Origin of the sequence: Pseudomonas sp. B16120 (assembly GCF_044218845.1) — a bacterium.
GTDB classification, from domain to species: Bacteria; Pseudomonadota; Gammaproteobacteria; order Pseudomonadales; family Pseudomonadaceae; genus Aquipseudomonas; species Aquipseudomonas paracarnis.
Genome location: NZ_CP162588.1, coordinates 616,129 through 642,511 on the forward strand (window position 1 = coordinate 616,129; position 26,383 = coordinate 642,511).

At 62.0% G+C, this 26,383-nt stretch carries 17 protein-coding genes; 12 read left to right on the plus strand and 5 right to left on the minus strand.

Going from position 1 to position 26,383, the window contains the following annotated elements:
* Positions 1 to 28: 28 nt before the first annotated feature.
* The 4 genes from putP (at position 29) to AB4P90_RS03200 (ending at position 5,410) form a co-directional block, all read left to right on the plus strand.
* A complete protein-coding gene (gene putP / locus AB4P90_RS03185) occupies positions 29 to 1,513 on the plus strand; it encodes a sodium/proline symporter PutP (protein WP_014716616.1) in 1,485 nt (494 codons plus the stop codon).
* Positions 1,514 to 1,729: 216 nt separating this feature from the next.
* Positions 1,730 to 3,751, plus strand: coding sequence for a type VI secretion system tip protein TssI/VgrG (gene tssI, locus AB4P90_RS03190; protein ID WP_395605655.1), 2,022 nt, complete (start codon positions 1,730 to 1,732; stop codon positions 3,749 to 3,751).
* Positions 3,751 to 4,476, plus strand: coding sequence for a DUF4123 domain-containing protein (locus tag AB4P90_RS03195; RefSeq protein ID WP_395605656.1), 726 nt, complete (start codon positions 3,751 to 3,753; stop codon positions 4,474 to 4,476). Before tssI ends, AB4P90_RS03195 begins: the two co-directional genes overlap by 1 nt.
* Before the next feature lie 97 nt (positions 4,477 to 4,573).
* The gene (locus AB4P90_RS03200) at positions 4,574 to 5,410 is read left to right on the plus strand and encodes a 23S rRNA (adenine(2030)-N(6))-methyltransferase RlmJ (protein WP_014716619.1); all 837 of its coding nucleotides are present in this window, start codon (positions 4,574 to 4,576) and stop codon (positions 5,408 to 5,410) included.
* 137 nt (positions 5,411 to 5,547) lie between these two features.
* Here AB4P90_RS03200 and msrA read toward each other — a convergent pair whose 3' ends face one another.
* The 4 genes from msrA to aceE all read right to left on the minus strand — a co-directional run bounded on the left by msrA (position 5,548) and on the right by aceE (position 13,673).
* A complete protein-coding gene (gene msrA / locus AB4P90_RS03205) occupies positions 5,548 to 6,195 on the minus strand; it encodes a peptide-methionine (S)-S-oxide reductase MsrA (RefSeq protein ID WP_014716620.1) in 648 nt (215 codons plus the stop codon).
* 72 nt (positions 6,196 to 6,267) lie between these two features.
* A complete protein-coding gene (locus AB4P90_RS03210; RefSeq protein ID WP_020301653.1) occupies positions 6,268 to 8,961 on the minus strand; it encodes a bifunctional diguanylate cyclase/phosphodiesterase in 2,694 nt (897 codons plus the stop codon).
* A gap of 408 nt (positions 8,962 to 9,369) precedes the next feature.
* Entirely contained in the window at positions 9,370 to 11,016 is a 1,647-nt protein-coding gene (gene aceF / locus AB4P90_RS03215; protein ID WP_014716622.1) for a dihydrolipoyllysine-residue acetyltransferase, read from the minus strand.
* 11 nt (positions 11,017 to 11,027) lie between these two features.
* A complete protein-coding gene (aceE, locus tag AB4P90_RS03220; protein ID WP_014716623.1) occupies positions 11,028 to 13,673 on the minus strand; it encodes a pyruvate dehydrogenase (acetyl-transferring), homodimeric type in 2,646 nt (881 codons plus the stop codon).
* Between the two features lie 383 nt (positions 13,674 to 14,056).
* Between aceE and glnE the strand changes: the two genes are divergently transcribed.
* The 8 genes from glnE to AB4P90_RS03260 all read left to right on the plus strand — a co-directional run bounded on the left by glnE (position 14,057) and on the right by AB4P90_RS03260 (position 24,176).
* Positions 14,057 to 16,996 carry a bifunctional [glutamate--ammonia ligase]-adenylyl-L-tyrosine phosphorylase/[glutamate--ammonia-ligase] adenylyltransferase gene (glnE, locus tag AB4P90_RS03225; RefSeq protein ID WP_137270875.1) on the plus strand — a complete coding sequence of 980 codons (2,940 nt, stop codon included), beginning with the start codon at positions 14,057 to 14,059 and terminating at the stop codon, positions 16,994 to 16,996.
* A gap of 221 nt (positions 16,997 to 17,217) precedes the next feature.
* Entirely contained in the window at positions 17,218 to 18,252 is a 1,035-nt protein-coding gene (waaF, locus tag AB4P90_RS03230; RefSeq protein WP_019818313.1) for a lipopolysaccharide heptosyltransferase II, read from the plus strand.
* A 1-nt stretch (position 18,253) separates the two neighbouring features.
* Entirely contained in the window at positions 18,254 to 19,315 is a 1,062-nt protein-coding gene (gene waaC, locus AB4P90_RS03235) for a lipopolysaccharide heptosyltransferase I (protein ID WP_014716626.1), read from the plus strand.
* Positions 19,315 to 20,439 carry a glycosyltransferase family 4 protein gene (locus AB4P90_RS03240; protein WP_014716627.1) on the plus strand — a complete coding sequence of 375 codons (1,125 nt, stop codon included), beginning with the start codon at positions 19,315 to 19,317 and terminating at the stop codon, positions 20,437 to 20,439. Before waaC ends, AB4P90_RS03240 begins: the two co-directional genes overlap by 1 nt.
* Positions 20,436 to 21,242 (plus strand): lipopolysaccharide core heptose(I) kinase RfaP, encoded by an 807-nt coding sequence (gene rfaP / locus AB4P90_RS03245; RefSeq protein WP_014716628.1) that lies wholly within the window; start codon positions 20,436 to 20,438, stop codon positions 21,240 to 21,242. Before AB4P90_RS03240 ends, rfaP begins: the two co-directional genes overlap by 4 nt.
* Entirely contained in the window at positions 21,242 to 21,976 is a 735-nt protein-coding gene (locus AB4P90_RS03250) for a lipopolysaccharide kinase InaA family protein (protein ID WP_003187993.1), read from the plus strand. The genes rfaP and AB4P90_RS03250 overlap by 1 nt, the downstream gene beginning before the upstream one ends.
* Positions 21,973 to 22,725: a lipopolysaccharide kinase InaA family protein gene (locus tag AB4P90_RS03255; protein ID WP_014716629.1), complete on the plus strand. Its 753-nt coding sequence runs from the start codon at positions 21,973 to 21,975 to the stop codon at positions 22,723 to 22,725. The genes AB4P90_RS03250 and AB4P90_RS03255 overlap by 4 nt, the downstream gene beginning before the upstream one ends.
* Positions 22,725 to 24,176, plus strand: a complete 1,452-nt coding sequence (locus AB4P90_RS03260; protein ID WP_275967985.1) for a lipopolysaccharide kinase InaA family protein — start codon at positions 22,725 to 22,727, stop codon at positions 24,174 to 24,176. The genes AB4P90_RS03255 and AB4P90_RS03260 overlap by 1 nt, the downstream gene beginning before the upstream one ends.
* A 98-nt stretch (positions 24,177 to 24,274) precedes the next feature.
* On the opposite strand, the gene AB4P90_RS03265 is transcribed toward AB4P90_RS03260, so the two are convergent.
* Positions 24,275 to 26,362 carry a TonB-dependent receptor family protein gene (locus AB4P90_RS03265; protein ID WP_395605657.1) on the minus strand — a complete coding sequence of 696 codons (2,088 nt, stop codon included), beginning with the start codon at positions 26,360 to 26,362 and terminating at the stop codon, positions 24,275 to 24,277.
* Positions 26,363 to 26,383 lie beyond the last annotated feature (21 nt).

Here is a 26,383-nt window from a genome sequence, read left to right on the forward strand (position 1 = left end):
ATAAAAACAAAGCCAGGGCGTCACTCCTATGAGCGTTAGCAATCCAACCCTGATCACGTTCGTGATCTACATCGCAGCAATGGTGCTGATCGGCCTGATGGCCTATCGCTCCACCAACAACCTTTCCGATTACATCCTGGGCGGTCGCAGCCTCGGTAGCGTGGTGACAGCCTTGTCCGCCGGTGCTTCCGACATGAGTGGCTGGCTGTTGATGGGCTTGCCGGGCGCGATCTACATGTCCGGTCTGTCGGAAAGCTGGATTGCCATCGGCCTGATCGTCGGTGCTTACCTCAACTGGTTGTTCGTGGCCGGCCGCCTGCGGGTGCAGACCGAACACAACGGCGACGCCCTGACCCTGCCGGATTACTTCTCCAGCCGCTTCGAAGATAAGAGCGGCCTGCTGCGGATCATCTCCGCCGTGGTGATCCTGGTGTTCTTCACCATCTACTGCGCCTCCGGCATCGTCGCCGGCGCCCGCCTGTTCGAAAGCACCTTCGGCATGTCCTACGAGACCGCGCTGTGGGCCGGTGCTGCAGCGACCATTGCCTACACCTTCATCGGTGGTTTCCTGGCAGTCAGTTGGACCGACACCGTACAAGCCACGCTGATGATCTTCGCGCTGATCCTTACGCCGATCATCGTGCTGCTGGCCACCGGCGGCGTAGACACCACCTTCCTGGCCATTGAAGCCAAGGACCCGACCAGCTTCGACATGCTGAAAAACACCACCTTCATCGGCGTTATTTCGCTGATGGGCTGGGGCCTGGGCTACTTCGGCCAGCCGCACATCCTTGCGCGTTTCATGGCGGCGGACTCGGTGAAATCGATCGCCAAGGCGCGTCGTATTTCCATGACCTGGATGATCCTGTGCCTGGGCGGCACCGTGGCAGTGGGCTTCTTCGGTATCGCTTACTTCTCGGCACACCCGGAAGTAGCAGGCCCGGTGACTGAAAACCCAGAGCGTGTGTTTATCGAACTGGCCAAAATCCTGTTCAACCCATGGGTTGCCGGTGTGTTGCTGTCGGCCATTCTGGCGGCTGTGATGAGCACCCTGAGCTGCCAATTGCTGGTGTGCTCCAGCGCCCTGACCGAAGACTTCTACAAGGCGTTCCTGCGCAAGGGCGCGTCCCAGCGTGAACTGGTATGGGTCGGTCGCCTGATGGTGCTGGTCGTGGCCTTGATCGCCATCGCCATGGCAGCCAACCCGGAAAACCGCGTACTGGGCCTGGTCAGCTACGCCTGGGCCGGTTTCGGTGCAGCCTTCGGCCCTGTGGTACTGATCTCGGTAATCTGGAAACACATGACCCGCAACGGCGCGCTGGCCGGCATCCTGGTCGGCGCAATCACCGTGATCGTGTGGAAGCACTTCGAATTGCTGGGCCTGTACGAAATCATCCCAGGCTTCATCTTCGCCAGCCTGGCGATCTACTTCGTGAGCAAGATGGGCGCACCGACGGTGGGTATGGTCGAGCGTTTTGACGCGGCGGAAAAAGATTACAACTTGAACAAGTAATTCGCTGGGCGTTTAACGCCTGCTGAGCGAACAAGAAAGGCCCACGTCCGAAGGACGCTGGGCCTTTTTTTGGTGGGCTGATTGGTGCAATAGCCGCCGATGCCCGTGGATTCCAGCGGTGCTCACGTAGGACCTTACTTATTTGCCGAGGCAGCGCTCGGCCAGGCGAACGGCTGGTGCAGAATCGGTCGCCCACCCTTCGCAGAGAAACACCGGATGTTCGCTCCTGCCAACCAACCTGCATTTACCCTGGCCCTGGATGGGGCGCCCAGTGACTTCAAGGTGTTCGCGTTCGACGGCACCGAGGCCATCAGCCAGCCTTACCGGTTTGAACTTGAGCTGGTCTGCGAGCAGCCGGATATCGATCTGGAGGGCTTGCTGCATCGCCAGGTGTACTTGGGCTTCGATGATCAGGGGCATGGCGTTCATGGCCTGGTGTATCGGGTAGCCCAGGGCGACTCGGGCCGGCGCTTGACGCGTTACCAACTCAGTCTTGCGCCGCATCTGGCGTACCTGGCGCACAGCAGCCATCAGCGTATTTTTCAGCATAAGACGGTGCCGCAGATTGTTGCTCAGGTGCTGGCCGGGCAGGGGATTCACAGTGATCGCTTTGAGTTCCGGTTGAGCGGTGATTACCCGGAGCGTGAATATTGCGTGCAGTTCGGCGAGAGCGACCTGGCGTTCATTCAGCGCCTGTGTGCCGAGCTGGGGATTCACTATCACTTCCAGCATTCCCCCGAAGGGCATCTGCTGGTGTTTGGCGATGACCAGACGGTGTTTGCCCAGATGGATCAGCCCACGCCTTACCGGCCAGGTTCGGGAATGGTGGCCGATACCCCTGGGATCAAGCGCTTCACCTTGCAATTGGCGACCCGGACCACGGCGTTGAACCTGCGTGATTACGACTTTCGCAAACCCCATGTCGAGCTGGAAAGCGCAGCCGTCGATGAGTCTTTGCCCAAGCTTGAAGCGCAGCACTACCCCGGCAATTTTTCCGACCGAGCCCATGGCCGATACCTCGCCCAGCGTGGCTTGGAGCGGCACCGCAGCGACTACCGCAGTGCCCATGGCCAGGGCGATGAGCCGGCATTGGCCAGTGGCCGGTTTTTGCAGTTGCGCGAGCACCCCCGCGAGGACTGGAATGATTTGTGGCTGGTGACGCAGGTGCGCCATGAAGGCAAACAACCCCAGGTGCTGGAGGAGGCGGTTACCGAGGAAGAGGGTGGGGAGCTGCGCCAGGGGTATCGCAACACATTTGTCGCCGCGCCATGGGAGGCGGTGTTTCGTCCGCCCTTGCCAGAGCAGCCGCGCCCGACGGTGTCGGGGTATCAAAGCGCGGTGGTTACCGGCCCGGTTGACAGTGAGGTCCACTGTGACGAGTACGGCCGGGTCAAGGTGCAACTGGCCTGGGATCGTGTCGGTGAGCACAACGACCATTCCAGTTGCTGGCTGCGGGTAGCCAGCGGCTGGGCCCATGACCGTTATGGCGTGGTGCTGATCCCCCGGGTCGGTATGGAGGTGCTGGTGGGGTTCGTCAATGGCGACATGGACATGCCGCTGGTGGTGGGGTGCCTGCCCAACGCCGCCACGCCAGTGCCCCTCGACCTGCCCGCAGACAAGACCCGCAGTCTCTGGCGTAGCCAGAGCAGCCCTGGCGGTGGTGGCTACAACGAACTGCGTATCGAGGACCGCAAGGGCGCTGAGGAAATCTACCTGCGCGCCCAGCGGGACTGGACCCAGCATGTGTTGCACGACCAGCAGGTACAGGTCGATAACCAGCGTCGCGTGCAGGTGGGCGGCGAGTCGCGCCATGAGCTGCGGGGCGAAGAGCAGCGCATCACCCACGGCAACCGTTTGACGCAGCTCAAGCAGGATGACCATCTGGTGGTTGGCGGTTCGCAGCACATGCGTGCCGGGCAGACCATTGCGTTGGGGGCCGGACAAAACATCATTATTGATGCGGGTGCCAGCGTGACGATCCAGGCGGGTGGGCAGTCGATCACGTTGTCAGCGGGCGGGATATTCAGCAGTGTGCCGATCCAGCTCGGCAGCGCGCCTGCTCCGACACCTGCACCGTTGATGCCTGGATTGAACGAGACTTTATTGACCGTGGTTCCCGCGCCGTTAAGCCGCGCACAAGTGGTCAGCCTGAAACGCAGCGCGCCGTTCTGCGAAGAATGCGAGCGCTGCAAGAACGGCCAGTGTGACATCGGCGCCCATGCACGGAGTGCGTCCTGATGCCCGCGCCCTTGACGCCCAATGCCTGGCTGGCGCACTACCCGTTGCAGCCAGATGAACAGCTGTACGCCGTGCTGGGCAATGCCAGCGACGCCAAGCCGCTCGCCACCTGGCAAGGCACGGCTGCGGGGAAGATGCCGCGACCGATCTGGGTGGGCACGGCCTACGCTGACTGGGATGAGGTCATGCCCTACGTTGGCGTCGTTGAGCCGAGCAGTGCTTTTCTCGAGTGGATAGCCACCACCCAAGCGGCGGATTGGGGCTGGCTGGCGGTCTCATCCAGCCCGCTGGAGGTGGTGATCGCGCATTTGAAGGGGTTGACCCAGGTGTACCTGCCGGAAAGCCAGCCGGTGTTTTTGCGCTTCTGGGACGGCGCGCACCTTTTGCCGATGTTGCAGTCATTAGGCGACGAGGCGGCGCGCGTGTTGCCGGTGTTCCAGCGCTACCTGGTCAACGGCCAACCGCTGTCGGTGGCGCCCAAATCAGTCACTGCGGCCCCAACCAGTCCGTGGTGGCAGGTACCGGCATCGTTGCTGATGCATATGGCCCAGCAGTCACCGCAGGTGCTGGTCGACAACCTGTTGCAATGGCTCCAGGAACAGCGCCCTGACCTCTACACCGCGTTTACGCCAGCGACCTTGCAGCACAAGGTCGCCTACTTCGTACGCAGGCCGCAAGTCAGCCATGGCGCATTGGCTGATTACCTTGCCTCGCAACTCAGTTGAGCCCCTGGCGATAGCGTGACATCCGTGCCGCCTGCCGTGCGGCCCTGCACCTTTGCGTCGGTAGGAGGTAAACTTCGCCCCCTGCGCAGGAGCAACCATGAATTATCGTCACGCCTTTCACGCCGGCAACCACGCCGATGTCTTCAAACACCTGACCTTGACCCGCCTCATCGCCCTGATGTCGCGCAAGGAACAGCCGTTCGCCTACCTCGACACTCACGCAGGCATTGGCTTGTACGACTTGCAGGGCGACCAGGCCAACCGCACCGGTGAGTACCTGGAAGGCATCGCCCGCCTGTGGGGCGCAAGCGACCTGCCTCCGCTCACCGCCGACTACATGCGCGTGCTGCACGAGATGAACCCGGATGGCCAGTTGCGCTACTACCCGGGCTCGCCGGAACTGGCGCGCCGCCTCACACGGCCCCAGGACCGTGTGCTGCTCAATGAGAAGCACCCGGAAGATGGCGTGCTGCTCAAGGACAACATGAAGGGTGATCGCCGCGTCAAAGTGCATCTGGGCGAGGGCTGGCATGTGCCACGGGCCTTGCTGCCGGTGCCGGAAAAGCGCGGGCTGATGCTGATCGACCCGCCGTTTGAAAAACTCGACGAAATGCAGCGTTGCGCGGCGTCCCTCAAGGAAGCCGTCAGCCGTATGCGCCAGACGGTCGCGGCGATCTGGTACCCGGTGAAAGACCAGCGCATGTTGCGCCGTTTCTACCAGGACCTGGCCGGTACCGGTGCGCCGAAGCTGCTGCGTGTGGAGTTGCTGGTGCATCCGCTGGACACGCCCAACACCCTCACCGGCTCGGGCCTGGCGATTGCCAACCCGCCGTGGGGCCTGGAAGAGGAATTGCGTGAGTTGCTGCCATGGTTGTCCAAGCAACTGGGCCAGACCCAGGGTGGCTGGCAGATGGATTGGCTGATCGCCGAATAACCGATCTCAATCCAAACGCAGGACCCAATGTGGGAGCGGGCTTGCTCGCGAAAGCGGAGTGTCAGTCACTGAATTTGCTGACTGATATACCGCTTTCGCGAGCAAGCCCGCTCCCACATTTTGGTTTGTGTAGCTTCCTAGATCGGGCAGGTCACGCCAGTGCCGCCGATCCCACAGTAACCCTGGGGATTCTTCGCCAGGTACTGCTGGTGATACGCCTCGGCGAAGTACACCGTCGGGGCCTCTTCGATTTCTGTGGTGATCTCACCCAGGCCGGCCTTGCTCAGCTCTTGCTGATAAGCCTCGGCACTGGCTTTGGCCGCCGCCAATTGCTCCGGCGTGGTGGCGTAGATCACCGAGCGGTACTGGCTGCCGATGTCGTTGCCCTGGCGCATGCCCTGGGTCGGGTTGTGCAGTTCCCAGAACATCTTCAACAGGTCTTCGTATTTCACCTTGGCCTGGTCATACACCACCAGCACCACTTCGCTATGGCCGGTCAGGCCCGAGCAGACTTCTTCGTAAGTCGGGTTAGGCGTGAAGCCGCCGGCGTAGCCGACCACGGTGCTGACCACGCCGTCGCGCTGCCAGAACTTGCGTTCTGCGCCCCAGAAGCAGCCCAGGCCGAAGATCGCAAAGCCGACGTCATCCAGGAACGGGCCCAGCAGTGGGTTGCCGTTGACGAAGTGCGTCTCGGGCAACTTCATCGGGGTTTCACGACCAGGCAACGCTTGTTCTTGAGTAGGCAGCACGTTTTTGTTCACCAGAATTTCCGAGCGCAAGACCATGATCAGTCCTCTCGTCAGGTTGAGTAACAGTAAATTGTCAGACAGCCAGTGTGCCCGAGTGTTACAGCGCTGTCAGGCGATTGGCCCGCGCGGGTAGCGTTTAAGCCTCTGCATCAGCTCGGCACCCGGGATCGGGCGGTCGAACAGGTAGCCCTGGCCCACGTCGCAACGGTGCCGGCGCAGGAACGCCAACTGCTCAGCGGTTTCGATGCCTTCGGCCACGACCTTGAGTTTGAGGTTGTGGGCCATGGCGATCACCGCCGAGGTGATTTCCATGTCGTCCTGGTTGTCCGGGATTTCATGGATAAAGCTGCGATCAATCTTAATGATGTCGATGGGGAATTTTTTCAAGTAGCTCAGCGACGAGTAACCGGTACCGAAGTCGTCCATCGCCAGGGTCAGGCCAAAGCTCTTGAGCTGGTCCAGTTGCAGGCGCGTATCTTCGGTGGCTTCCAGCAGCAAGCCTTCGGTCAGCTCCAGCTCCAGCAGGTTGGCCGGCAGCTGTTCCTCCTTGAGGATGGTGGCAATCGAGGCCACCAGGTCCGGGTCGGAGAATTGCTTGGGCGACAGGTTGATGGCCACCTGCAAGTTGCCCAGGCCTGCGGCCGTCAATTGGCGGCTCATGCGGCAGGCCTGGCGCGCGATCCATTTACCGATGGGGATGATCAGCCCGGTTTCTTCAGCCACGCTGATGAACTGGTCGGGGCGGATCATGCCTTTTTCCGGGTGGTTCCAGCGCAACAGTGCTTCCATGCCCAGCAGGCGACCGCTGCGCAGGCATAGCTTGGGCTGGTAGAACACGTCCAGCTCGTTCTGGGTCAGGGCACGGCGCAGATTGTTTTCCACGAACAGCTTGTAGCTGGCCTCGGCATTCAGGGCTTCGGTGAACACCTGCACCTGGTGTTTACCGTTGGCCTTGGCCTTGTGCAGGGCCAGGCCGGCGTTGCGCATCAAGGTCTGTGGGTCGCGACCATGCAGCGGCGCACAGGCCAGGCCCACGGAGCCGGTGACGCTGATCAATTGGTTGTCGACGAACATCGGCTTGTCGAGGGTGGTCAGCAACTGGCTGGCCACCTGCTGGCCGGTCTCAAGGTCGGCGTCGTCCAACAGCACCGCGAATTCGTTGCTGGCAAAACGCGCCAGGCTGCCGCCGCTGCTCAAGCTGTTGCGCAGGCGGCGCGCCAGGCTGATCAGCAACTTGTCGCCGGTCTGGTGGCCGAGGCTGTCGTTGATGCGCTTGAAGTTGTCGATGTCCACCAACAGCAGGCTGATCGGGCTGTCGCTGTCGCGGGCAAAGCGCTCGTCGAGGTTGCGAATGAACGCGGGGCGATTGCCCAGGTTGGTCAGGTTGTCGGTGTAGGCCAGGCGTTCGATGCGCTGCTGCGCCAGCTTGGTCTGGGTGATGTCTTCGTAGATGCCGATGTAGTGGGTCAACTCGCGGTTGTCGCCATACACTTTGGAAATCGACAGCTGGCCCCAGTAGGGTTCCAGGTTCTTGCGGCGGCTCTTGAACTCGCCTTGCCAGCTGTTGCTTTTGGCCAGGGCCGAGGGCGCGTCGAACAGCAATTCGCTGAGGTTCTCCAGGGCTGGCAGTTGGGCCAGGCGATGGCCGTGGACTTCTTCGGCGCTGTACTGGGTGATCGCGGTGAAGCTGGGGTTGACGTACTCCACCACGCCGTCGCAATTGACCAGCAAGAACGCGTTGGCGCTTTGCTCTACCGCGCGCTGGAACAGGTGCAAGGCGCTGGTGGCAGTGCGGCGGTTGTGGTTGTTGATGACCTGGGCGAACTGGTCTGCCAACTCGCCGGCGAACGCGATTTCATCGGACTGCCAGGCGCGCGGGCTGCCACCTTGTTCCAGGCACAGCACGCCGACCACCTGGCCGTCGACACGGATGCTGGCGTCGAGCATCGCGTGGATGTCCTTGGCGCGCAGGCTTTCAGCCATTTCCCGGGTGCGTGGGTCGCGCATGGCGTGGGTGGCGTCGATGGCGCGGCTGGAGTGCAGGGCTTCCAGGTAATCCGGGAAGCCGCTGGCATCGATGGCTTCAGGCAGGTGGTGTTGTTGATCGGCGCGGTGATAGGCGGAGATCGGTACCAAGTGATGGCCTTCGAGGTTCCAGATGCTGGCGCAGTCGATCTGGTAAATGTCGCAGGCGCTGCGCGTGATCAGTTCAGCGGCTTCTTGCAGGGAGTTTGGCGTGGTGTAGCGTTGGCGCGCCAGCAGCAGGATCAGTTCTTGCTGGGCGCGCACTCGCTCCAGATGCTGCAACTGTTCCTGCTGTGCTCGCTGATTGAGCTCCAGGGCAATTTGCAGGCGGCTGTTCTGGTTTTCCAGGTCGACCGTCGGGGCGGGTGCGCTGTTCTCGCTGAACAGCCCCTCGACCACCATCAGGTAGCCGCGCACCAGGTGGCGGTTGTGTTGTTTGTAGGCCTCGCCCATTTCCAGCACGCTCAGCGGGCCGTCATGGGTGTGCAGGGTATAGCGCACCAGATAATGGGGGCTGTGGGCCAGTTGTTGCTGGATCGCATCGTGCAACTGGTAGCGCGCCTGGGGTTCCATCAGGCTGGCGTAGGGCGTGCCGATCAAGGCGCAGAGTTCAACCGCCGGCAGGCCGAACTGGCGTTCGCAATTGGGATCGAGGTAGAGCAGGGCCCAGCTTGCCTCATTAAGCCGCTCGAAACGCAGCATACCGAGGCGCGAAGGCACCGGTAATTGCGTCACTACCTCGGCCGCCATACGGGCGACATCGGGTTGGCTTTTCATGGGGAAACTCGCTTGGGAAAATGCGCACTGCGCTGGGCTCACGCCCTCTTGACTGTCGACTGCGGCAAGGTTGCATCATGCAGGACGCAGTGACAAGAGAGGATGAAGGCTAAGTGCTATAAGCCTGTTATCGGCCGCGCGAGGGATTTCTGTAATTGGGGTGATCGATGGTTCACGCCTGTTCTCTGTAGGAGCGAGGGGGACGCCTAGTTCTTGCTCGCGAAAAACGCCAGGGCACCGCGTTTATCCAGAAGACCCGCGTCATCGTTGACGATCTTCGCGAGCAAGCTCGCGTCTACAAAAACACAGGCAAAAAAAGCCCCGCCAAGTGGCGGGGTTGAGGTACGAGCGTGGCGCTCGGAAATCGGTGTGGCAAGGACCTTCCCGGTAACAGGAAGGCCCTGCGACTTACAGCAGGATGGTGCGGATGTCGTTCAGCAACTGGCTCAGGCGCTGGGTGAAGCGCGCAGCCGCGGCGCCGTTGATCACGCGGTGATCGTAGGACAGCGACAGTGGCAGCATCAGCTTGGGTTGGAACGCTTTACCGTCCCACACAGGCTGGATGGTGGCCTTGGACACACCCAGGATCGCCACTTCCGGCGCGTTGACGATTGGCGTGAAGCCAGTACCGCCAATGTGGCCGAGGCTGGAGATGGTGAAGCAGGCGCCCTGCATGTCGTCGGGGGTGAGCTTCTTGTCGCGGGCCTTGGCAGCCAGCGCAGCCGCTTCGCCAGCGAGCTGCAGCAGGCTCTTCTGGTCGACGTTCTTGATGACCGGTACCAGCAGGCCATCCGGGGTGTCGACCGCAAAGCCGATGTGCACGTACTTCTTGCGAATGATCGCCTTGCCGCTTGGCGCCAGCGAGCTGTTGAAGTCCGGCAGTTCCTTGAGCAGGTGTGCACAGGCCTTGAGCAGCAGTGGCAGTACGGTCAGCTTCACGCCGGCCTTCTCGGCCACGGCTTTCTGCGCAACGCGGAACGCTTCCAGGTCGGTGATATCGGCCTGGTCGAATTGGGTCACGTGCGGGATGTTCAACCAGCTGGCATGCAGGCCTGCCGCGCCGATTTGCATCAGGCGGGTCATCGGCACTTCTTCGGTTTCGCCGAAGCGGCTGAAGTCCACGGTACGGATCGGCGGAATGCCCGAACCACCGGTAGCGCCGCCGGCAGCCGGAGCTTCCTTGGCTTTTTGCATCATGGTTTTGACGTAAACCTGCACGTCTTCCTTCAGCACACGGCCGTGCGGGCCGCTGGCTGCAACAGCGCTCAGCTCGACGCCGAATTCACGGGCCAACTGACGCACGGCTGGGCCGGCGTGAACCTTGGCACCGCTTGGCGCAGGTGCAGCCGCCGCAGGGGCGGGCGCAGCTTCGGCTTTTGCGGCCGGCGCAGGGGCAGCAGCGGCAGGTGCCGCTTCAGCCTTGGCCGCCGGAGCAGCAGCCGGTGCTGGTGCGGCGGCTGGCGCAGCACCTTGTACTTTGAGCTTGAGGATGAAGTCACCGGTGCCGACTTCGTCTTCCAGCTTGACCGCGATGCTTTCCACTACGCCGGCAGCCGGCGATGGGATCTCCATGGAGGCCTTGTCGGACTCCAGGGTGATCAGCGACTGGTCGGCTTCGACGGTGTCGCCGACCTTGACCAGCAGCTCGATGATCTTGGCCTTGCCCGACGAGCCGATGTCCGGGACGTGAATGTCCTGGACGGTCGCGGCGGCAGGTGCGGCGGCCGGGGCTGGAGCAGCCTCGGCAGCGGCAGGCTTTTCAGCAGCAGGTGCAGGTGCAGCGGCGGCCGGAGCCGCGGCCGCAGGGGCTGCATCAGCAGCGCCTTCGATTTCCAGTTCCAGCAGTTCGTCGCCTTCTTTCAGGCGGTCGCCCAGCTTCACTTTCAGGCTCTTGACCACGCCGGCCTTGGGAGCAGGGATTTCCATGCTCGCTTTGTCCGACTCCAGGGTCAGGATGCTCTGGTCGGCTTCGACGGTGTCGCCGACCTTCACAAACAGCTCGATTACTTCACCTTCACCGCTGCCGATGTCAGGTACGCGAATGAGTTCGCTCACAAAAAATCTCCTCAGCAGTCCAGTGGGTTGCGTTTTTCCGGGTTGATCCCGAACTTGACGATAGCGTCAGCCACCACCTTGGGTTCGATCTCACCACGGTCAGCCAAGGCTTCCAGGGCTGCCAACACCACGAAGTGACGGTCGACTTCGAAGAAGTGACGCAGCTTCTTGCGGCTGTCACTGCGGCCGAAACCATCGGTGCCCAGGACTTTGAATTCCTTGGACGGGACCCACTGGCGAATTTGTTCAGCAAACAGTTTCATGTAGTCGGTAGAGGCAATGACTGGACCCTTACGGCCGGCCAGGCACTCTTCGACGTAGCTCTTGGCTGGCTTCTGGCCAGGGTGCAGACGGTTGCTGCGCTCCACGGCCAGGCCGTCGCGGCGCAGTTCGTTGAAGCTGGTGACGCTCCATACGTCGGCACCGACGTTGAACTCGTCGCGCAGGATCTTCGCCGCTTCACGCACTTCACGCAGGATGGTGCCGGAGCCCATCAGCTGTACGTGGTGCGCCGCTTCCTTGGTGTCTTCTTCGAGCAGGTACATGCCCTTGATGATGCCTTCTTCCACACCGGCCGGCATGGCTGGCTGCTGGTAGGACTCGTTCATCACGGTGATGTAGTAGAAAACGTCCTGCTGCTCTTCGGTCATCTTCTTCATGCCGTCCTGGATGATCACCGCCAGCTCATAGCCGTAGGTTGGATCAAAGGTGCGGCAGTTCGGGATGGTGGCAGCCAGGATGTGGCTGTGACCGTCTTCGTGTTGCAGGCCTTCGCCGTTCAGCGTGGTGCGGCCGGCGGTACCGCCGATCAGGAAGCCACGGGTACGGCTGTCGCCTGCTGCCCAGGCCAGGTCGCCGATACGCTGGAAGCCGAACATCGAGTAGAAGATGTAGAACGGCAGCATTGGCTGGTTGTGGCTGGAGTACGAAGTACCGGCAGCGATGAAGGAGCTCATGGCGCCCGCTTCGTTGATGCCTTCTTCGAGGATCTGGCCCTTCTTGTCTTCCTTGTAGAACATCACCTGGTCTTTATCGACTGGCTCGTAGAGCTGGCCGACGGAGGAGTAGATGCCCAACTGACGGAACATGCCTTCCATACCGAAGGTACGGGCTTCGTCCGGGATGATCGGGACGATGCGCGGGCCGATGTCCTTGTCCTTGACCAATTGCGCGAGGATACGCACGAAGGCCATGGTGGTGGAGATTTCACGGTCGCCCGAGCCGTCAAGGATAGCCTTGAGGGTGCTCAGGTCTGGCGTCGGCACGCTGAAGCTGTTGGCGCGGCGCTGTGGCACGAAACCGCCCAGTGCAGTGCGGCGCTCGCTCAGGTAGCGGGCTTCGGCGCTGTTTGGCTCTGGCTTGAAGAACGGCAGGTTCTCCAGCTCTTCGTCCTTGACCGGGATGTCGAAGCGGTCGCGGAACAACTTCAGGCTGTCGACATCGACTTTCTTGGTGTTGTGCGCGGTGTTCTTCGCTTCGCCGGCACCAGTGCCATAACCCTTGATGGTCTTGGCCAGGATGACGGTCGGTTGTTCTTTGTGGTTGACCGCTTCGTGGTACGCCGCGTAGACCTTGTACGGGTCGTGGCCGCCACGGTTGAGCTTCCAGATTTCGTCGTCGGACAGGTCGGCAACCATCGCCTTGAGTTCAGGCGTGTTGAAGAAGTGCTCACGGACGAACGCGCCGTCTTTGGCTTTGTAGTTCTGGTACTCGCCGTCGATGACTTCGTCCATGCGACGCTGCAGGATACCGTCGACGTCCTTGGCCAGCAGTGGGTCCCAGAAGCGGCCCCAGATGACTTTGGTCACGTTCCACTGAGCACCGCGGAACACGCCTTCGAGTTCCTGGATGATCTTGCCATTGCCGCGAACCGGGCCGTCGAGGCGCTGCAGGTTGCAGTTGATGACGAAGATCAGGTTGTCGAGCTTCTCGCGGCCGGCCAGGGAAATGGCACCCAGGGATTCCGGCTCGTCGCACTCGCCATCGCCGAGGAAGCACCAGACTTTCTGCTTGCCTTCAGGGATGAAGCCACGGGCTTCCAGGTACTTCATGAAGCGTGCCTGGTAGATTGCCTGGATCGGGCCCAGACCCATGGAAACGGTCGGGAACTGCCAGAAATCAGGCATCAGCCAAGGGTGCGGGTAGGACGACAGGCCCTGACCGTCGACTTCCTGGCGGAAGTTGTTCATTTGTTCTTCGCTGATGCGACCTTCCATGAACGCACGGGCGTAGACGCCTGGCGAGGTGTGGCCCTGGAAGTAGATCAGGTCGCCGCCGTGTTCGTCGGTCGGGGCCTGGAAGAAGTAGTTGAAGCCGATGTCATACAGGGTTGCGCTGGAAGCGAAGCTGGAGATGTGACCGCCCAGGTCCGAATCTTTCAAGTTCGTGCGCATTACCATCGCCATGGCGTTCCAACGTACCAGCGAGCGAATGCGGCGTTCCATGAATAGGTCGCCAGGCATGCGTGCTTCGTGGGTAACGGGGATGGTGTTGCGGTATGGCGTAGTGATGGCGTAAGGCAGTTGCGAGCCGCTGCGGGTCGCGAGCTCGCCCATACGGGTCATCAGGTAGTGAGCACGGTCTTCGCCTTCTTTGTCGAGAACCGATTCCAGGGCGTCCAGCCATTCCTGGGTTTCGACGGGATCGAGGTCTTGCATGGCTTGCTCCAGGGCGGAAAGGCTACCAGAATCGGTTGCCTGAAGTTTGCGACTGGCCTTGTGGGCAGACGACATAAATTCTTGGATGGCCGAAGGTTGCTTCGGCGTCCTGTAGTTTTACTACAAATCGTCGGCCATTTCAGCCTTTCGAATGTATATACGAGTAGTAAAACTACACAAGACTGAGCGTATGGCTCGGTCTTGCTGGTGAGCATAATCGTTATTGTTGGTCTATTGCGAACAAGAAAAGGTGAAACTTTGATGTTGCCTGCCAAGATTAATTTAATTTCAGCTATTTCTAACCTTTGTTCGACAGTCCTTCACCGAGCATGGCTCTTGCCTTCACAACTACACGCCATTTACACGCCGATCAAGGATAGACCATGAGCCTTCCAACGCTGGCCGAACTGCCGGCCATTCTGTTGCCTTACGCCAACCGGGCCGAACAGTCATTTCGTGACGCGGTGGCCGCGCTGGATGACGATCATGGCCTTTCTGCGTGGACGCCGCAACGGTGGGCCGACTTCGCCCGCGTGTGCGCCGCCAGTGATTTCGTCATTGAACAGAGTGTTCGTGACCCTTTGATGTTGCTGGAGCTGGTGGCCTGGGGCGAGCTGGACCGCGGCTTTGCGCCCGGCGAGCTGTGCAGCCAGATAGCCGGTGCCGTGCAACAGGCCGAAACAGAAGATGAACTGGGCCGTGCGCTACGCCGCCAACGCACGCGCCAGCAGGTGCGCATCATCTGGCGCGACCTCACACGCCAGGCCGACCTGGTGCAAACCTGTCGCGATCTGTCCGACATGGCCGACGCCTGCATCGACCAGGCCTATCAATGGCTGTACCAGCGCCACTGCGCCCAGTTCGGCACGCCGACCGGCGCACGCAGTGGCGAGGCGCAGCACATGGTCATCCTCGGCATGGGCAAGCTCGGTGCGGTGGAGCTGAACCTGTCGTCGGATATCGACCTGATCTTCGCCTACCCCGAAGGCGGCGAGACGGTGGGCGTGAAGCGCGCCCTGGATAATCAGGAGTTCTTTATTCGCCTGGGTCAAAAACTGATCAAGGCCCTGGACCCGATGACCGTCGACGGTTTTGTCTTCCGCGTCGACATGCGCCTGCGTCCCTACGGTTCGGCCGGCGCCCTGGTGCTCAGCTTCAACGCGCTGGAGCAGTACTACCAGGACCAGGGCCGGGACTGGGAGCGCTACGCCATGATCAAGGCGCGGGTGGTGGCCGGGGACCAGGCGGCTGGCGCGCAACTGCTCGACATGCTGCGCCCGTTTGTCTATCGCCGTTATCTGGACTTCTCGGCCATCGAAGCGCTGCGCACCATGAAGCAACTGATCCAGCAGGAAGTGCGGCGCAAGGGCATGGCCGACAATATCAAGCTGGGCGCGGGCGGCATTCGTGAGGTGGAATTTATCGCCCAGGCATTCCAGCTGATCCATGGCGGCCGCGACCTCAGCCTGCAGCAACGCCCGCTGTTGAACGTGCTGGGCACGCTGGAAGGCCAGGGTTATTTGCCCGCGGCGGTGATCAGCGAGCTGCGCAGCGGTTACGAGTTCCTGCGCTACACCGAACATGCGATCCAGGCGATTGCCGACCGCCAGACGCAAATGCTGCCGGACAGCCCCGAAGACCAGGCGCGCATTGCCTTTATGCTGGGCTTTAGTGACTGGGCCGCGTTCCATGAGCGCCTGATGTACTGGCGTGGCCGTGTGGACTGGCACTTTCGCCAAGTGATTGCCGACCCTGATGAAGAAGAGGGCGAAGAAAGCGAATTGGTGGTCGGCGGTGAATGGTTGCCACTGTGGGAGGAATCCCAGGATGACGATGCCGCGTGCCGCCAACTGAGTGAAGGCGGTTTCGCCGATGCCCCCAAGGCCCTCAAGGCCTTGGCCAGCCTGCGCGCCAGCCCGCAGTTGCGCGCCATGCAGCGCCTGGGGCGTGAGCGCCTGGATGCGTTCATCCCACGCCTGCTGGCCCAGGCCGTTGAACATGCCAACCCAGACCTGGTGCTGGAGCGCGTGTTGCCGCTGGTGGAAGCCGTGGCCCGGCGTTCGGCCTACCTGGTGTTGCTGACCGAGAACCCCGACGCCCTGCGTCGCCTGCTGACATTGTGCGCAGCCAGCCCGTGGATCGCCGAACAGATCACCCGTTTCCCGCTGTTGCTGGATGAATTGCTCAACGAAGGCCGCTTGTTCAAGCCGCCGCTGGCGCCGGAGCTGGCCGCTGAGTTGCGCGAGCGCCTCACGCGCATTCCCGAAGATGACCTTGAGCAGCAGATGGAAGCCTTGCGCCATTTCAAACTGGCGCACCGCCTGCGGGTGGCCGCTTCCGAAATCGCTGGCAGCCTGCCGTTGATGAAGGTCAGCGACTACCTCACCTGGCTGGCCGAAGCCATTCTTGAACAAGTGCTGGCCCTGGCCTGGCGCCAGACCGTCGCCCGCCACGGCTCGCCGCAGCGCCTGGACGGCACCCTGTGCGATCCTGGGTTCATCATTGTCGGTTATGGGAAAGTCGGCGGCATCGAACTGGGGCATGGTTCGGACCTGGACCTGGTGTTTATCCATGACGGCGACCCCCAGGCCGAGACGGACGGTGCCAAGCCGATCGATGGCGCACAATTCTTTACACGCCTGGGCCAGCGCATCATTCACCTGCTGACCACCCAGACCAACTCCGGCCAGCTGTATGAAGTGGACATGCGCCTGCGACCTTCCGGCGCATCGGGCTTGTTGGTGAGTTCCCTGGGGGCGTTTGATCGCTATCAACAAAATGAAGCCTGGACCTGGGAACATCAGGCCCTGATCCGTGCGCGGGTACTGGTGGGCAGCCAGGATGTGGGCCAGGCGTTCGAGCAGGTACGGGCTAACGTGTTGGGGCGTGAGCGGGACTTGGAGAAGCTGCGCCAGGAGGTCAGCGAGATGCGTGCCAAGATGCGTGACAACCTGGGCACCAAGGCCACGACTGCCGGCAGGGGCGCCAATGCCTTCGAGGCCACGGCGCTGTTCGACCTCAAGCAGGACGCCGGAGGTATCGTCGATATTGAATTTATGGTGCAATACGCGGCTTTGGCGTGGTCTGCGCAACATCCATCGTTGCTGCGCTACACCGACAATATCCGCATTTTGGAGGGCCTGGAGCAGGTCGGGCTGATGCCCGCCGCCGATGCCCATTTGCTGCGTGAAGTGTACAAGGCTTATCGCTCAGCCGCGCACCGCCAGGCTTTGCAGAACGAGGCCGGTACGGTAGCCGGGGACCAGTTCGCCGACGAGCGGCGACAGGTGATGCGAATCTGGCAGGCGCTGGGCTTAAATTGAAACTCGACTGATTGGCGACGCCAATTTTTATATGGGATGCGGATTAATGTGGGAGCCGGGCTTGCCCGCGATGCAGGCGCCTCGGTTTATCAGGGATACCGAGGTGATGCGATCGCAGGCAAGCCAGCTCCCACATAAAGATGCTCCCTGGCGCACCGCGATCTACAGTTATTATCGATGCGGGGAGGCATAGGCCTCCCCGCATCGTTTGTGGAAACTACATGAATATTCTGATCGTTGGGCCCAGTTGGGTCGGTGACATGGTGATGGCACAGACACTGTTTCAGTGCCTGCGCCTGCGCTATCCAGACTGCCAGATCGACGTGCTCGCCCCTGAGTGGAGCCGGCCGATCCTCGAGCGCATGCCAGAGGTGCGTAAGGCCTTGAGCTTCCCGCTCGGCCACGGCGCCCTCGAGCTGGCGACTCGCCGACGTATCGGCAAGTCCATGGCGGGCCAGTACGACCAGGCGATCCTGCTGCCTAACTCGCTGAAGTCGGCGCTGGTGCCGTACTTTGCCGGTATCCCCAAGCGCACCGGCTGGCGCGGCGAGTTTCGCTATGTGCTGCTCAACGACGTGCGCACCCTGGATAAAGCCCGTTACCCGTTGATGATCGAACGCTTTATGGCTTTGGCCTACGAGCCGGGCACTGAACTGCCCAAGCCGTACCCGCGCCCCAGCTTGCAGATCGACCCGGTGACCCGCGACGCGGCGCTGGCCAAGTTCGGCCTGACCCTGGATCGGCCCGTATTGGCCTTGTGCCCGGGCGCCGAATTTGGCGAGTCCAAGCGTTGGCCGTCGGAGCATTACGCCAAAGTCGCCGAAACCAAGATCCGCGAAGGCTGGCAGGTGTGGTTGTTCGGCTCCAAGAACGATCATTCGGTGGGTGAAGACATTCGTCAGCGCTTGATCCCCGGCCTGCGTGAAGAGGCGGTGAACCTCAGTGGCGACACGTCCCTGGCCGAGGCCATCGACCTGTTGTCGTGCGCCGACTCGGTGGTGTCCAACGACTCCGGCCTGATGCATGTGGCGGCGGCGCTGAATCGTCCGCTGGTGGCCGTGTACGGCTCCACATCCCCAGGCTTCACTCCGCCGTTAGCCGACAAGGTCGAAGTGGTGCGCCTGGGCCTGGATTGCAGCCCGTGCTTTGACCGTACTTGCCGCTTCGGCCACTACAACTGCCTGCGCCAGTTGCTGCCCCAGCCGGTAACCGATGCCCTGCAGCGTTTGCAGGGCGACGTGGTCGAGGTTCATTGAGTTGCGGGTTCTGGTAATCAAGACCTCATCCCTGGGCGACGTGATCCATGCCTTGCCGGCCCTCACCGACGCAGCGCGGGCGATTCCCGGCATTCGGTTCGACTGGGTGGTGGAAGAAGGCTTTGCCGAAATCCCCACCTGGCACCCGGCGGTCGACAAGGTGATTCCGGTGGCGATTCGCCGCTGGCGCAAGAACCTCTGGCAAACCGTCAAGAGCGGTGAATGGCGGAGGTTCAAGCAGGCGGTGCAGTCGACCAAATATGACCTGGTGATCGACGCCCAGGGCTTGCTCAAAAGCGCCTGGCTGACGCGCTATGTGCGGGCGCCCATCGCTGGCTTCGACAAAGATTCTGCGCGTGAACCCCTGGCTGCGCGCTTTTATTCCCGGCGCCTGGCCGTGGCCCGTGGGCAGCATGCGGTGGAGCGCTTGCGCCAGCTGTTTGCCGTGGCCCTGGGCTACGACCTGCCCCAACGCCTGGGCGACTACGGCCTGAGCGTTGAAAAGCTGCTCGGCCTGCCGCCGAAAAAACCGTTCGTATTGCTGTTGCATGGCACCACTTGGGACACCAAGCACTGGCCCGAAGCCTATTGGCGCGAGCTGGCCGAACGCATGGGCCGCCTGGGCGTGGACGTAAAGCTGCCGTGGGGCAACGCCGCCGAAAAGGCGCGGGCCGAACGCCTGGCCCTCGGCCTGCCCAACACCGAAGTGTTGCCCAAGCTCAACCTGGCGGGCGTTGCCCGTGTCTTGGCGAGCGCCCGTGCCTGCGTGGCCGTCGACACCGGCCTTGGCCACTTGGCGGCGGCATTGGACGTGCCGACCATTTCCCTGTTTGGCCCCACCAACCCAGGCCTTACCGGTGCCTACGGCAAAGGCCAGATTCACTTGGCCAGCGACTGGCCGTGCGCGCCTTGCCTGCAAAAACAGTGCACTTATCAACCCACTGCCGACGACCTGCGGCGGTTCGACATCGCCCGCGAGTCGCCCCTGTGCTTCACGCGCTTGAACCCTGAGCGTGTTGCAAGCCGGCTGAGCACGTTGTTACTGGCCGAGGAGCAGCACTGATGCAACTGGCTTTTGTTCTGTACAAGTACTTCCCTTTCGGTGGCCTGCAGCGCGACTTCATGCGCATCGCCCTGGAATGCCAGCAGCGCGGCCACAGCATTCGGGTGTACACCCTGATCTGGGAAGGTGATATCCCGCCAGGCTTTGAGGTGCTGGTGGCGCCGGTCAAGGCCTTGGTCAACCACCGTCGCAACGAAAAGCTCTACGCCTGGATCCAGGCCGACCTGGCCAAGCGCCCAGTGGACCGCGTGGTGGGCTTCAACAAAATGCCGGGGCTGGACCTGTACTTTGCCGCCGACGGTGTGTTCGAGGACAAGGCCCAGACCCTGCGAAACCCGATGTATCGCTGGTTCGGGCGCTACAAGCACTTTGCCGAATACGAGCGCGCCGTGTTCGATAAAAACGCCAAGACGCAGATCATGGTGTTGTCTGAGCATCAGCAGCAGCTGTTTACCCAGTATTACGGCACCCAGGCCGAGCGTTTTCACCTGTTGCCACCGGGTATTGCCCGCGACCGCCGCGCCCCGCCGAACGCCGCCGAAATCCGCGCCGAGTTCCGCGCTGAATTTGGCTTGGCCGAGGATGATCTGCTGTTGGTGCAGATCGGTTCGGGGTTCAAGACCAAGGGCGTCGACCGCAGCCTCAAGGCGCTGGCCGCTCTGCCTTCGCGGCTGAAGAAACGCACCCGGCTATTTGTAATCGGCCAGGACGACCCCAAAGTATTCCAATTGCAGAGCGCGGCGCTGGGCCTGGGCGACCAGGTGCAGTTCTTCAAGGGCCGCAATGATATTCCGCGTTTCCTGCTGGGGGCGGACCTGTTGATTCACCCTGCGTACAACGAGGCGGCCGGCATGGTGCTGGTCGAAGCGGTGGTCGCCGGCCTCCCTGTACTGGTGAGCCAGGTGTGCGGCTATGCGTTCTACATCGACAAGGCCCAGAGCGGCCGGGTGTTGGACGAGCCGTTCGAGCAAACCCAGCTCAACCAGTATTTGGTCGATATGCTCGACGACCCACAAGCGCGTGCGACCTGGAGTCGCAATGGTCTGGCCTTCGCCGAGACGGCCGACCTCTTTAGCATGCCGCAGTACGCTGCGGACCTGATTCTGGCGGAGCCAAACCGATGAAGTTGATTCTAGCCGAACCCTTCAAGACCCTCTGGGCCGGACGCGATGCGTTCGCCGAGGTCGAGAAGCTGGAAGGCCAGGTGTTCCGCGAGCTGGCCGCTCGCCGTACGTTGCGTACGGTGGTCGAGGGCCAGCCTTATTTTGTGAAGATCCACCGTGGGATCGGCTGGGGCGAAATCCTCAAGAACCTGGTCACCGCCAAATTACCGGTGTTGGGCGCGGGCCAGGAGTGGGTGGCGATCCAGCGCTTGCAGGCGCTTGGCGTACCGACCATGACCGCCGTGGCGTTCGGTGAAAAAGGCAGCAACCCGGCCGACCAGCATTCGTTCATCATCACCCAGGAACTGACCCCCATCATCAGCCTGGAAGACCTGACCCTGGACTGGGTCAAGCAACCGCCCGTGCCGGCCATCAAGCATGCCTTGACCCTTGAGCTGGCGCGTACCGTGGGCGCGATGCACCGCGGCGGCGTCAACCACCGTGACTGCTACCTGTGCCATTTCCTGCTGCACACCGACCGGCCTATCAGCGTCGACAACCTCAAGCTGTCGGTGATCGACCTGCACCGTGCCCAGGTACGTGCGACGATCCCCGTGCGTTGGCGCAACAAAGACCTGGCCGGCCTGTATTACTCCGCGTTGGAGATCGGCTTGACCCAGCGCGACAAGCTGCGTTTTCTCAAGGCCTACTTCCAGCAGCCGCTGCGCCAGATCCTGGCAGAGCAAACCGCGCTGTTGTCTGCGCTGGAACGCATGGCAGCAAAGCTGTATGCGCGTAAACAGCGATATGGGGATGCGATCTGATGGCGGGTTGGAATCTGGAACCTGCCTACGCCGCCCTGGCGGATGACTTTGGAAGCCTGGACGCGGTGTTCGCCCTGCAAGGCGAGCGGCTGACCCGCGACCCGTTGTCGGAAGTGATCCGGGTGGAGCGTGGCGGGGTCAATTATTACGTCAAGCGCTACGTAGGTGCCGGCAAGGGCCTGCGTCGTTACCTGGGCAGGCCGCGGGTGAAGTCCGAATGGCAGAACCTCAAGCGCTTCGCCAAGTGGGGCATCCCTACCGCCGACGTGGTGGCCTGGGGCCTGGACCGTAAGGGCCTGGCCTATAACCGTGGCGCCATGATCACCCGCGAACTGCCCAAGACCGAAGATCTGTCGGTGCTGGCCGAGCGTCACGATGAGCGCCTCAAAGACCCCCGGTGGGTCGATGGCATCAGCCGCCAGCTCGCCGAATACACGCGCACCATGCACGATCACCGCTTCACCCATAACGACTTGAAGTGGCGCAATCTGCTGGTGGACGACCAACGCACCCTGTACCTGATCGACTGCCCCAACGGTGATTTCTGGCGCGGTTTCTGGCTCAAGTACCGCATCACCAAAGACCTGGCCTGCCTGGACAAAGTCGCCAAGTATCACTTGTCGGCCACCCAGCGCCTGCGCTTCTACCTGCAATATCGTCAGCGCGCGCACCTGACCGCGTCGGACAAACAGCGAATTCGCCATGTGGTGAAGTTTTTCGAGGGACGCGAATGAGTGACTTCCTGGCGGCCGAAGACCGCGCTCTGCTTGAGCGCAACGGCCTGGCGACCTTCGACGCGCTGTGGGCCAAGCAACTGGATGCAGTGGACGAGCCGAACACCAGCGGCGACGGTTGGAGCAGTGTGTATCGCCTGGAGCTTGAGGGGCAGGGTTACTACCTCAAGCGCCAGAGCAACTACCTCACGCGCACCTTGCACCGCCCGTTCGGCGAGCCGAGTTTTGCCCGCGAGTTTCGCAACATCAGCCTGTATCGAAAGCTCGGTATACCGGCCCTGCAAGCGGCGTTCTTCGGTGAACGCAAGGTCAAGGGCGAGCGCCGGGCGATGCTGCTCACCCGTGCGCTGGATGGCTGGAATGACCTGGACTCGTTGCTGGAGCAGTGGTCGCAATTGAGCGCAGCCCAGCACAGTGCGATCCTGTTGGCGTGCGGCAAGCTGGCGCGTCATCTGCACAGCGTCGGGCAAGTGCATGGCTGTTTTTACCCCAAGCATATTTTCCTGCAGCCTGCCGGTGAGGGTTATGCCGCGCAGTTGATCGACCTGGAGAAAACCCGCCCGCTGCTGTTTGGCTGGCGTGACCGGGTCAAGGACCTGGAACCGCTGCTGCGCCGCGCGCCGCAATGGTCGGACGCGCAGGTGCGCCAATTGCTGGCGGCGTACCTTGAGCAGTCCGAGGACAGTGCCCTGGTGTCCACTTGGCACCAGCGCCTGACCGCGCGCCGCAGCCACAAGGAGAACCGCTGATGCGTTTATCCGAGCTGAAATCGGCTGGGCGTACCCCCGGCCTGCCACTGACCCTCGACCTGGCGGATGCCGCCGGCCCTGGGCAATTGCAATTGCTGAGCCTTTTGCGGGTGTTGCCGGGGCAGCGCTATGTGGGCGCCGCCGTGTGGCGGGGTCGCCCGGTGTTGGCCAAGTTGTTGGTGGGCAACAAGGCGGCGCGGCATTTTCAGCGTGAGCTTACGGGGGTGCGCCTGTTGGCTGAGCAGGGCCTGACCACGCCGTTGCTGCTGGCCGATGGCTTGCAGGACGGCGAGGGCGGTTGGCTGCTGTTTGAATTTATCGAGGGGGCCCAAAGCCTGTCCGACGCTTGGCTCGCCGTCGAAAACCTGCCGCCGTTGGCGGACGAACAAACCGCTGTGCTCGCCGAAGCGCTGGGCGCGATTGCCCAGATGCATGCCAAGGGCCTGTGGCAAGAAGACCTGCACCTGGACAACCTGCTGCGCAAGGATGGCAAGCTGTATTTGATCGATGGCGCCGGTATTCGTGTCGAAGAGGCGGGCAAGCCGTTGTCGCGCAATCGAGTGCTGGAGAACCTCGGTGTGTTCTTCGCCCAACTGCCCAAGAACCTCGAGCCCTTTACCGAAGAGTTGCTGGTGTATTACTTGCTGGCCAACGGCGAACACGCCTTGCCAATGCAAGCCTTGGAAAAGCAGGTGCGTAAAGTCAGCGCCTGGCGTTTGAGAGACTACCTGGACAAGACCGGCCGCGAATGCACGCTGTTCAGCGTGGTGCGCGGCGCTTTTGGCTTGCGTGCGATCCGCCGCGAAGAAGAAGCCGCCATGGTGCCGGTGCTGGAGCAGGCCGATGCGTTGCTCGACCAGGGTCACCTGTACAAGACCGGTGGCGCGGCGAGCGTGGCCAAGGTCGACGTGGCTGGCCGGCCGCTGGTTATCAAACGCTACAACATCAAGGGCTTTGCCCATTGGCTCAAGCGCTTCTGGCGCCCGAGCCGCGCCTGGCACTCCTGGCGCGAAGGCAACCGCCTGGCCTTCCTGGGCTTCGCCACGCCCAAGCCGCTGGCGGTGCTGGAGAAACGGTTCCTGTGGTTGCGCAGCCGTGCCTACCTGGTCACCGAATACCTGCCTGGGCCAGACATCATCGAGCGCTTTGCGCCGTATGTTGAAAGCGGCGATGCGCCCGAGAGCGAATTGCAGGCGCTGGACCAGTTGTTTGCCGAGCTGATCCGCGAGCGCATCAGCCATGGGGATTTCAAGGGCCATAACCTGTTCTGGAGCGACGGGCGCTGGGCGATGATTGACCTGGATGCGATGTGCCAGCACGGTTCGCTGTCCAGCTTCGCCCCTGCGTATGCCAAAGACCGTGCGCGATTTATGCGTAACTGGCCGCAGGGCAGTGCGCTGTACCAGGTGATTGACCAGCGCTTGCCCAAAGAGGCGGGTGTCGGCAGTTAAATCTATCGCGGGCAAGCCCGCTCCCACACTTGATCTGTGAACGCGGTCAAAATGTGGGAGCGGGCTTGCCCGCGATGGCGCCCGTCCAGGCGCTGCATTCAGAACTGGTACTGCGCCCCAGCCCCCGCATACCACGACCGCCCCGGCGCGGCTTCGTAATAGCGACCATTGCCGTCGCCCACAATTACCGACCCCACATACTGGCGATCCAGCAGGTTATCCAGGCGCAAGGTCTGGTGAAAGGTCCAGTGCTCTACCTTCTGCTCAAACCGTGCGCGCCAGTTGAAGACGCTGTAGGCCGGTGCGGCATGTTGCTGGTTGGTGTCTTCTACGTAGACTTTGCTGCGGTACAGGCCCTCGATGGCGGTGCTGACCCAGTCCCGTGGTTTCCAGTTCAGTTCGGCGAACAGGGTAGTTTGTGGCACGCCGGGGAGGTAGTTGCCTTTGTCGATGGTGTTGGCGCCGCTGGCAAAGTCGCTGTCGTAGGTGGCGTGCAGGCGGGTGTAGGCGAGGCTGGTGCTCCAGTGCTCGCTCAGTTGGCTTTCAACGCCCAGTTCGAAGCCGCGGCGCAATGTGCGACCGGCGTTCTGGTAGCTGGTACGGCCACCGATGGATTGCTGCACCACCAGTTCGTCCTCGGTGGTGATCTGGAAAAGGGCGGCGTTGATCCGCGTGTTGTTCAGTTGCGCTTTCACACCCATTTCATATTGCGTACTTTCAGATGGCTTCAAGCCGAAGTTGAAGCCCTCGGTGTTGCCCGGTGCATAGGCCAGCTCGGCCTGGGTCGGGGTTTCAAAGCCTTTGCCTGCGCTGATGTAGCCATGCAGGTCGGGGGTGAACGCATACATCACGCTCATCGACGGTGTGTTTTTCTGGTAGGTCTTGTTGCCGCTGGCGTCGCCATTGCTGAGGAACTGGTCGTCAACGTCCATCTGCATCGTGCTGTGGCGTACGCCGGCTTGCAGGGTCCAGCGGTCGAGGGCCCAGTTGGCTTGGATATACGGGTCGAGGCTGCGAGCCGTGTCGATTTCGTCGCGGCGTAGTTGGCCTTTCACGCCCAGGGCATTGCCGCTGTAGTTCTGATAGCCATGGCGGCTGTCCTCGCTTTGGTCGAAGTCCAGGCCGGTAATGATCATCAGCTCGCCAGGCGCGCTTTCGATGGGCTGCATCCAGCGCACGCTGCCGCCGTAGAACTTTCGATCAAATTGCACCACGCCTCCGCCGCGTTCGTTGGCGGGCGTGCCCTTGGGGATCGACAGGTACTGAATCACACTACGGCGCCCAGTGTAGGCATTGACCTGCAAGGTGGCGCCACCGAAATACCGCTCGTAATTCATCCCCAATTGCTGATGATCGATACTTTTGCGCGTGTTGTAGTTCAGCGCATTGGCGCTCACCGAACGCGGGTCGGCCTTGTACGCCGCCCAGGTCTGCCCCAGTGGATCTTGCGTACCGTTCTGCTCCAGGCTGCTGTAGATCAGCGCCAGCTTGCTGTCGTCATCGGGCTGGAAATTGAGCTTGGCGAAGGTCTGGTCGCGGCGCGCGCTGCTGTGATCGCGGTAGCCGTTGGTGTCCATGCGCGAGGCGTCGAGCACAAACCCGGCGCCATTCGCCGCGCCCTCGGCGCTCAGGTGGTTCTTGTTCAGCCCGTCGCTGCCCACCAGGGTTTCGGCGCCGATGCGCGGCGGGCCCTCGCCGTCGCGGGAGAACATCTGGATCACGCCCCCGGCGTTGCTGCCATACAGCGTCGCCGCCGGGCCGCGCAGCACTTCGATGCGCTCGGCGGTGTCGAGGTTGAAGGTGGCGGCTTGACCCTGACCGTCCGGGGTACTGGCGGGAATGCCGTCGGCGACCAGCTTGATGCCGCGCACGCCGAATGCCGAACGGGCGCCGAAGCCGCGGGAAGAAATTTGCAGGTCCTGCGCATAGTTCTGGCGGTTCTGCACCACCAGGCCGGGCACGCGGGACAGGGCTTCGGAGGCGTTGATGCCGAGTTGGCCGTCACTGATCTGTTCGCGGCTGATGCCGTCCACGGAGTAGGGCAAATCAAACGTTGGGCTGGCGCTGCGCGAACCGGTGACCACGCTGGGGTCAAGTATCAGTGGCGAGTCCTCGCCTTGCGCTGTGGTGCTCAAGGCCAGCAGGCCAGGCAGCAAGAGGGAAAAGCGAGCGTGCGTTTTTTTCATGAGGCAGCCAGAGTCTCGGGC

Excerpts from the sequence above, each read along its gene's own strand:
- putP (WP_014716616.1), top strand. The coding sequence starts at position 29 with ATGAGCGTTAGCAATCCAACCCTGATCACGTTCGTGATCTACATCGCA.
- tssI (WP_395605655.1), top strand. The coding sequence starts at position 1,730 with ATGTTCGCTCCTGCCAACCAACCTGCATTTACCCTGGCCCTGGATGGG.
- AB4P90_RS03195 (WP_395605656.1), top strand. The coding sequence starts at position 3,751 with ATGCCCGCGCCCTTGACGCCCAATGCCTGGCTGGCGCACTACCCGTTG.
- AB4P90_RS03200 (WP_014716619.1), top strand. The coding sequence starts at position 4,574 with ATGAATTATCGTCACGCCTTTCACGCCGGCAACCACGCCGATGTCTTC.
- msrA (WP_014716620.1), bottom strand. The coding sequence starts at position 6,195 with ATGGTCTTGCGCTCGGAAATTCTGGTGAACAAAAACGTGCTGCCTACT.
- AB4P90_RS03210 (WP_020301653.1), bottom strand. The coding sequence starts at position 8,961 with ATGAAAAGCCAACCCGATGTCGCCCGTATGGCGGCCGAGGTAGTGACG.
- aceE (WP_014716623.1), bottom strand. The coding sequence starts at position 13,673 with ATGCAAGACCTCGATCCCGTCGAAACCCAGGAATGGCTGGACGCCCTG.
- glnE (WP_137270875.1), top strand. The coding sequence starts at position 14,057 with ATGAGCCTTCCAACGCTGGCCGAACTGCCGGCCATTCTGTTGCCTTAC.
- waaF (WP_019818313.1), top strand. The coding sequence starts at position 17,218 with ATGAATATTCTGATCGTTGGGCCCAGTTGGGTCGGTGACATGGTGATG.
- AB4P90_RS03240 (WP_014716627.1), top strand. The coding sequence starts at position 19,315 with ATGCAACTGGCTTTTGTTCTGTACAAGTACTTCCCTTTCGGTGGCCTG.
- rfaP (WP_014716628.1), top strand. The coding sequence starts at position 20,436 with ATGAAGTTGATTCTAGCCGAACCCTTCAAGACCCTCTGGGCCGGACGC.
- AB4P90_RS03250 (WP_003187993.1), top strand. The coding sequence starts at position 21,242 with ATGGCGGGTTGGAATCTGGAACCTGCCTACGCCGCCCTGGCGGATGAC.
- AB4P90_RS03255 (WP_014716629.1), top strand. The coding sequence starts at position 21,973 with ATGAGTGACTTCCTGGCGGCCGAAGACCGCGCTCTGCTTGAGCGCAAC.
- AB4P90_RS03260 (WP_275967985.1), top strand. The coding sequence starts at position 22,725 with ATGCGTTTATCCGAGCTGAAATCGGCTGGGCGTACCCCCGGCCTGCCA.
- AB4P90_RS03265 (WP_395605657.1), bottom strand. The coding sequence starts at position 26,362 with ATGAAAAAAACGCACGCTCGCTTTTCCCTCTTGCTGCCTGGCCTGCTG.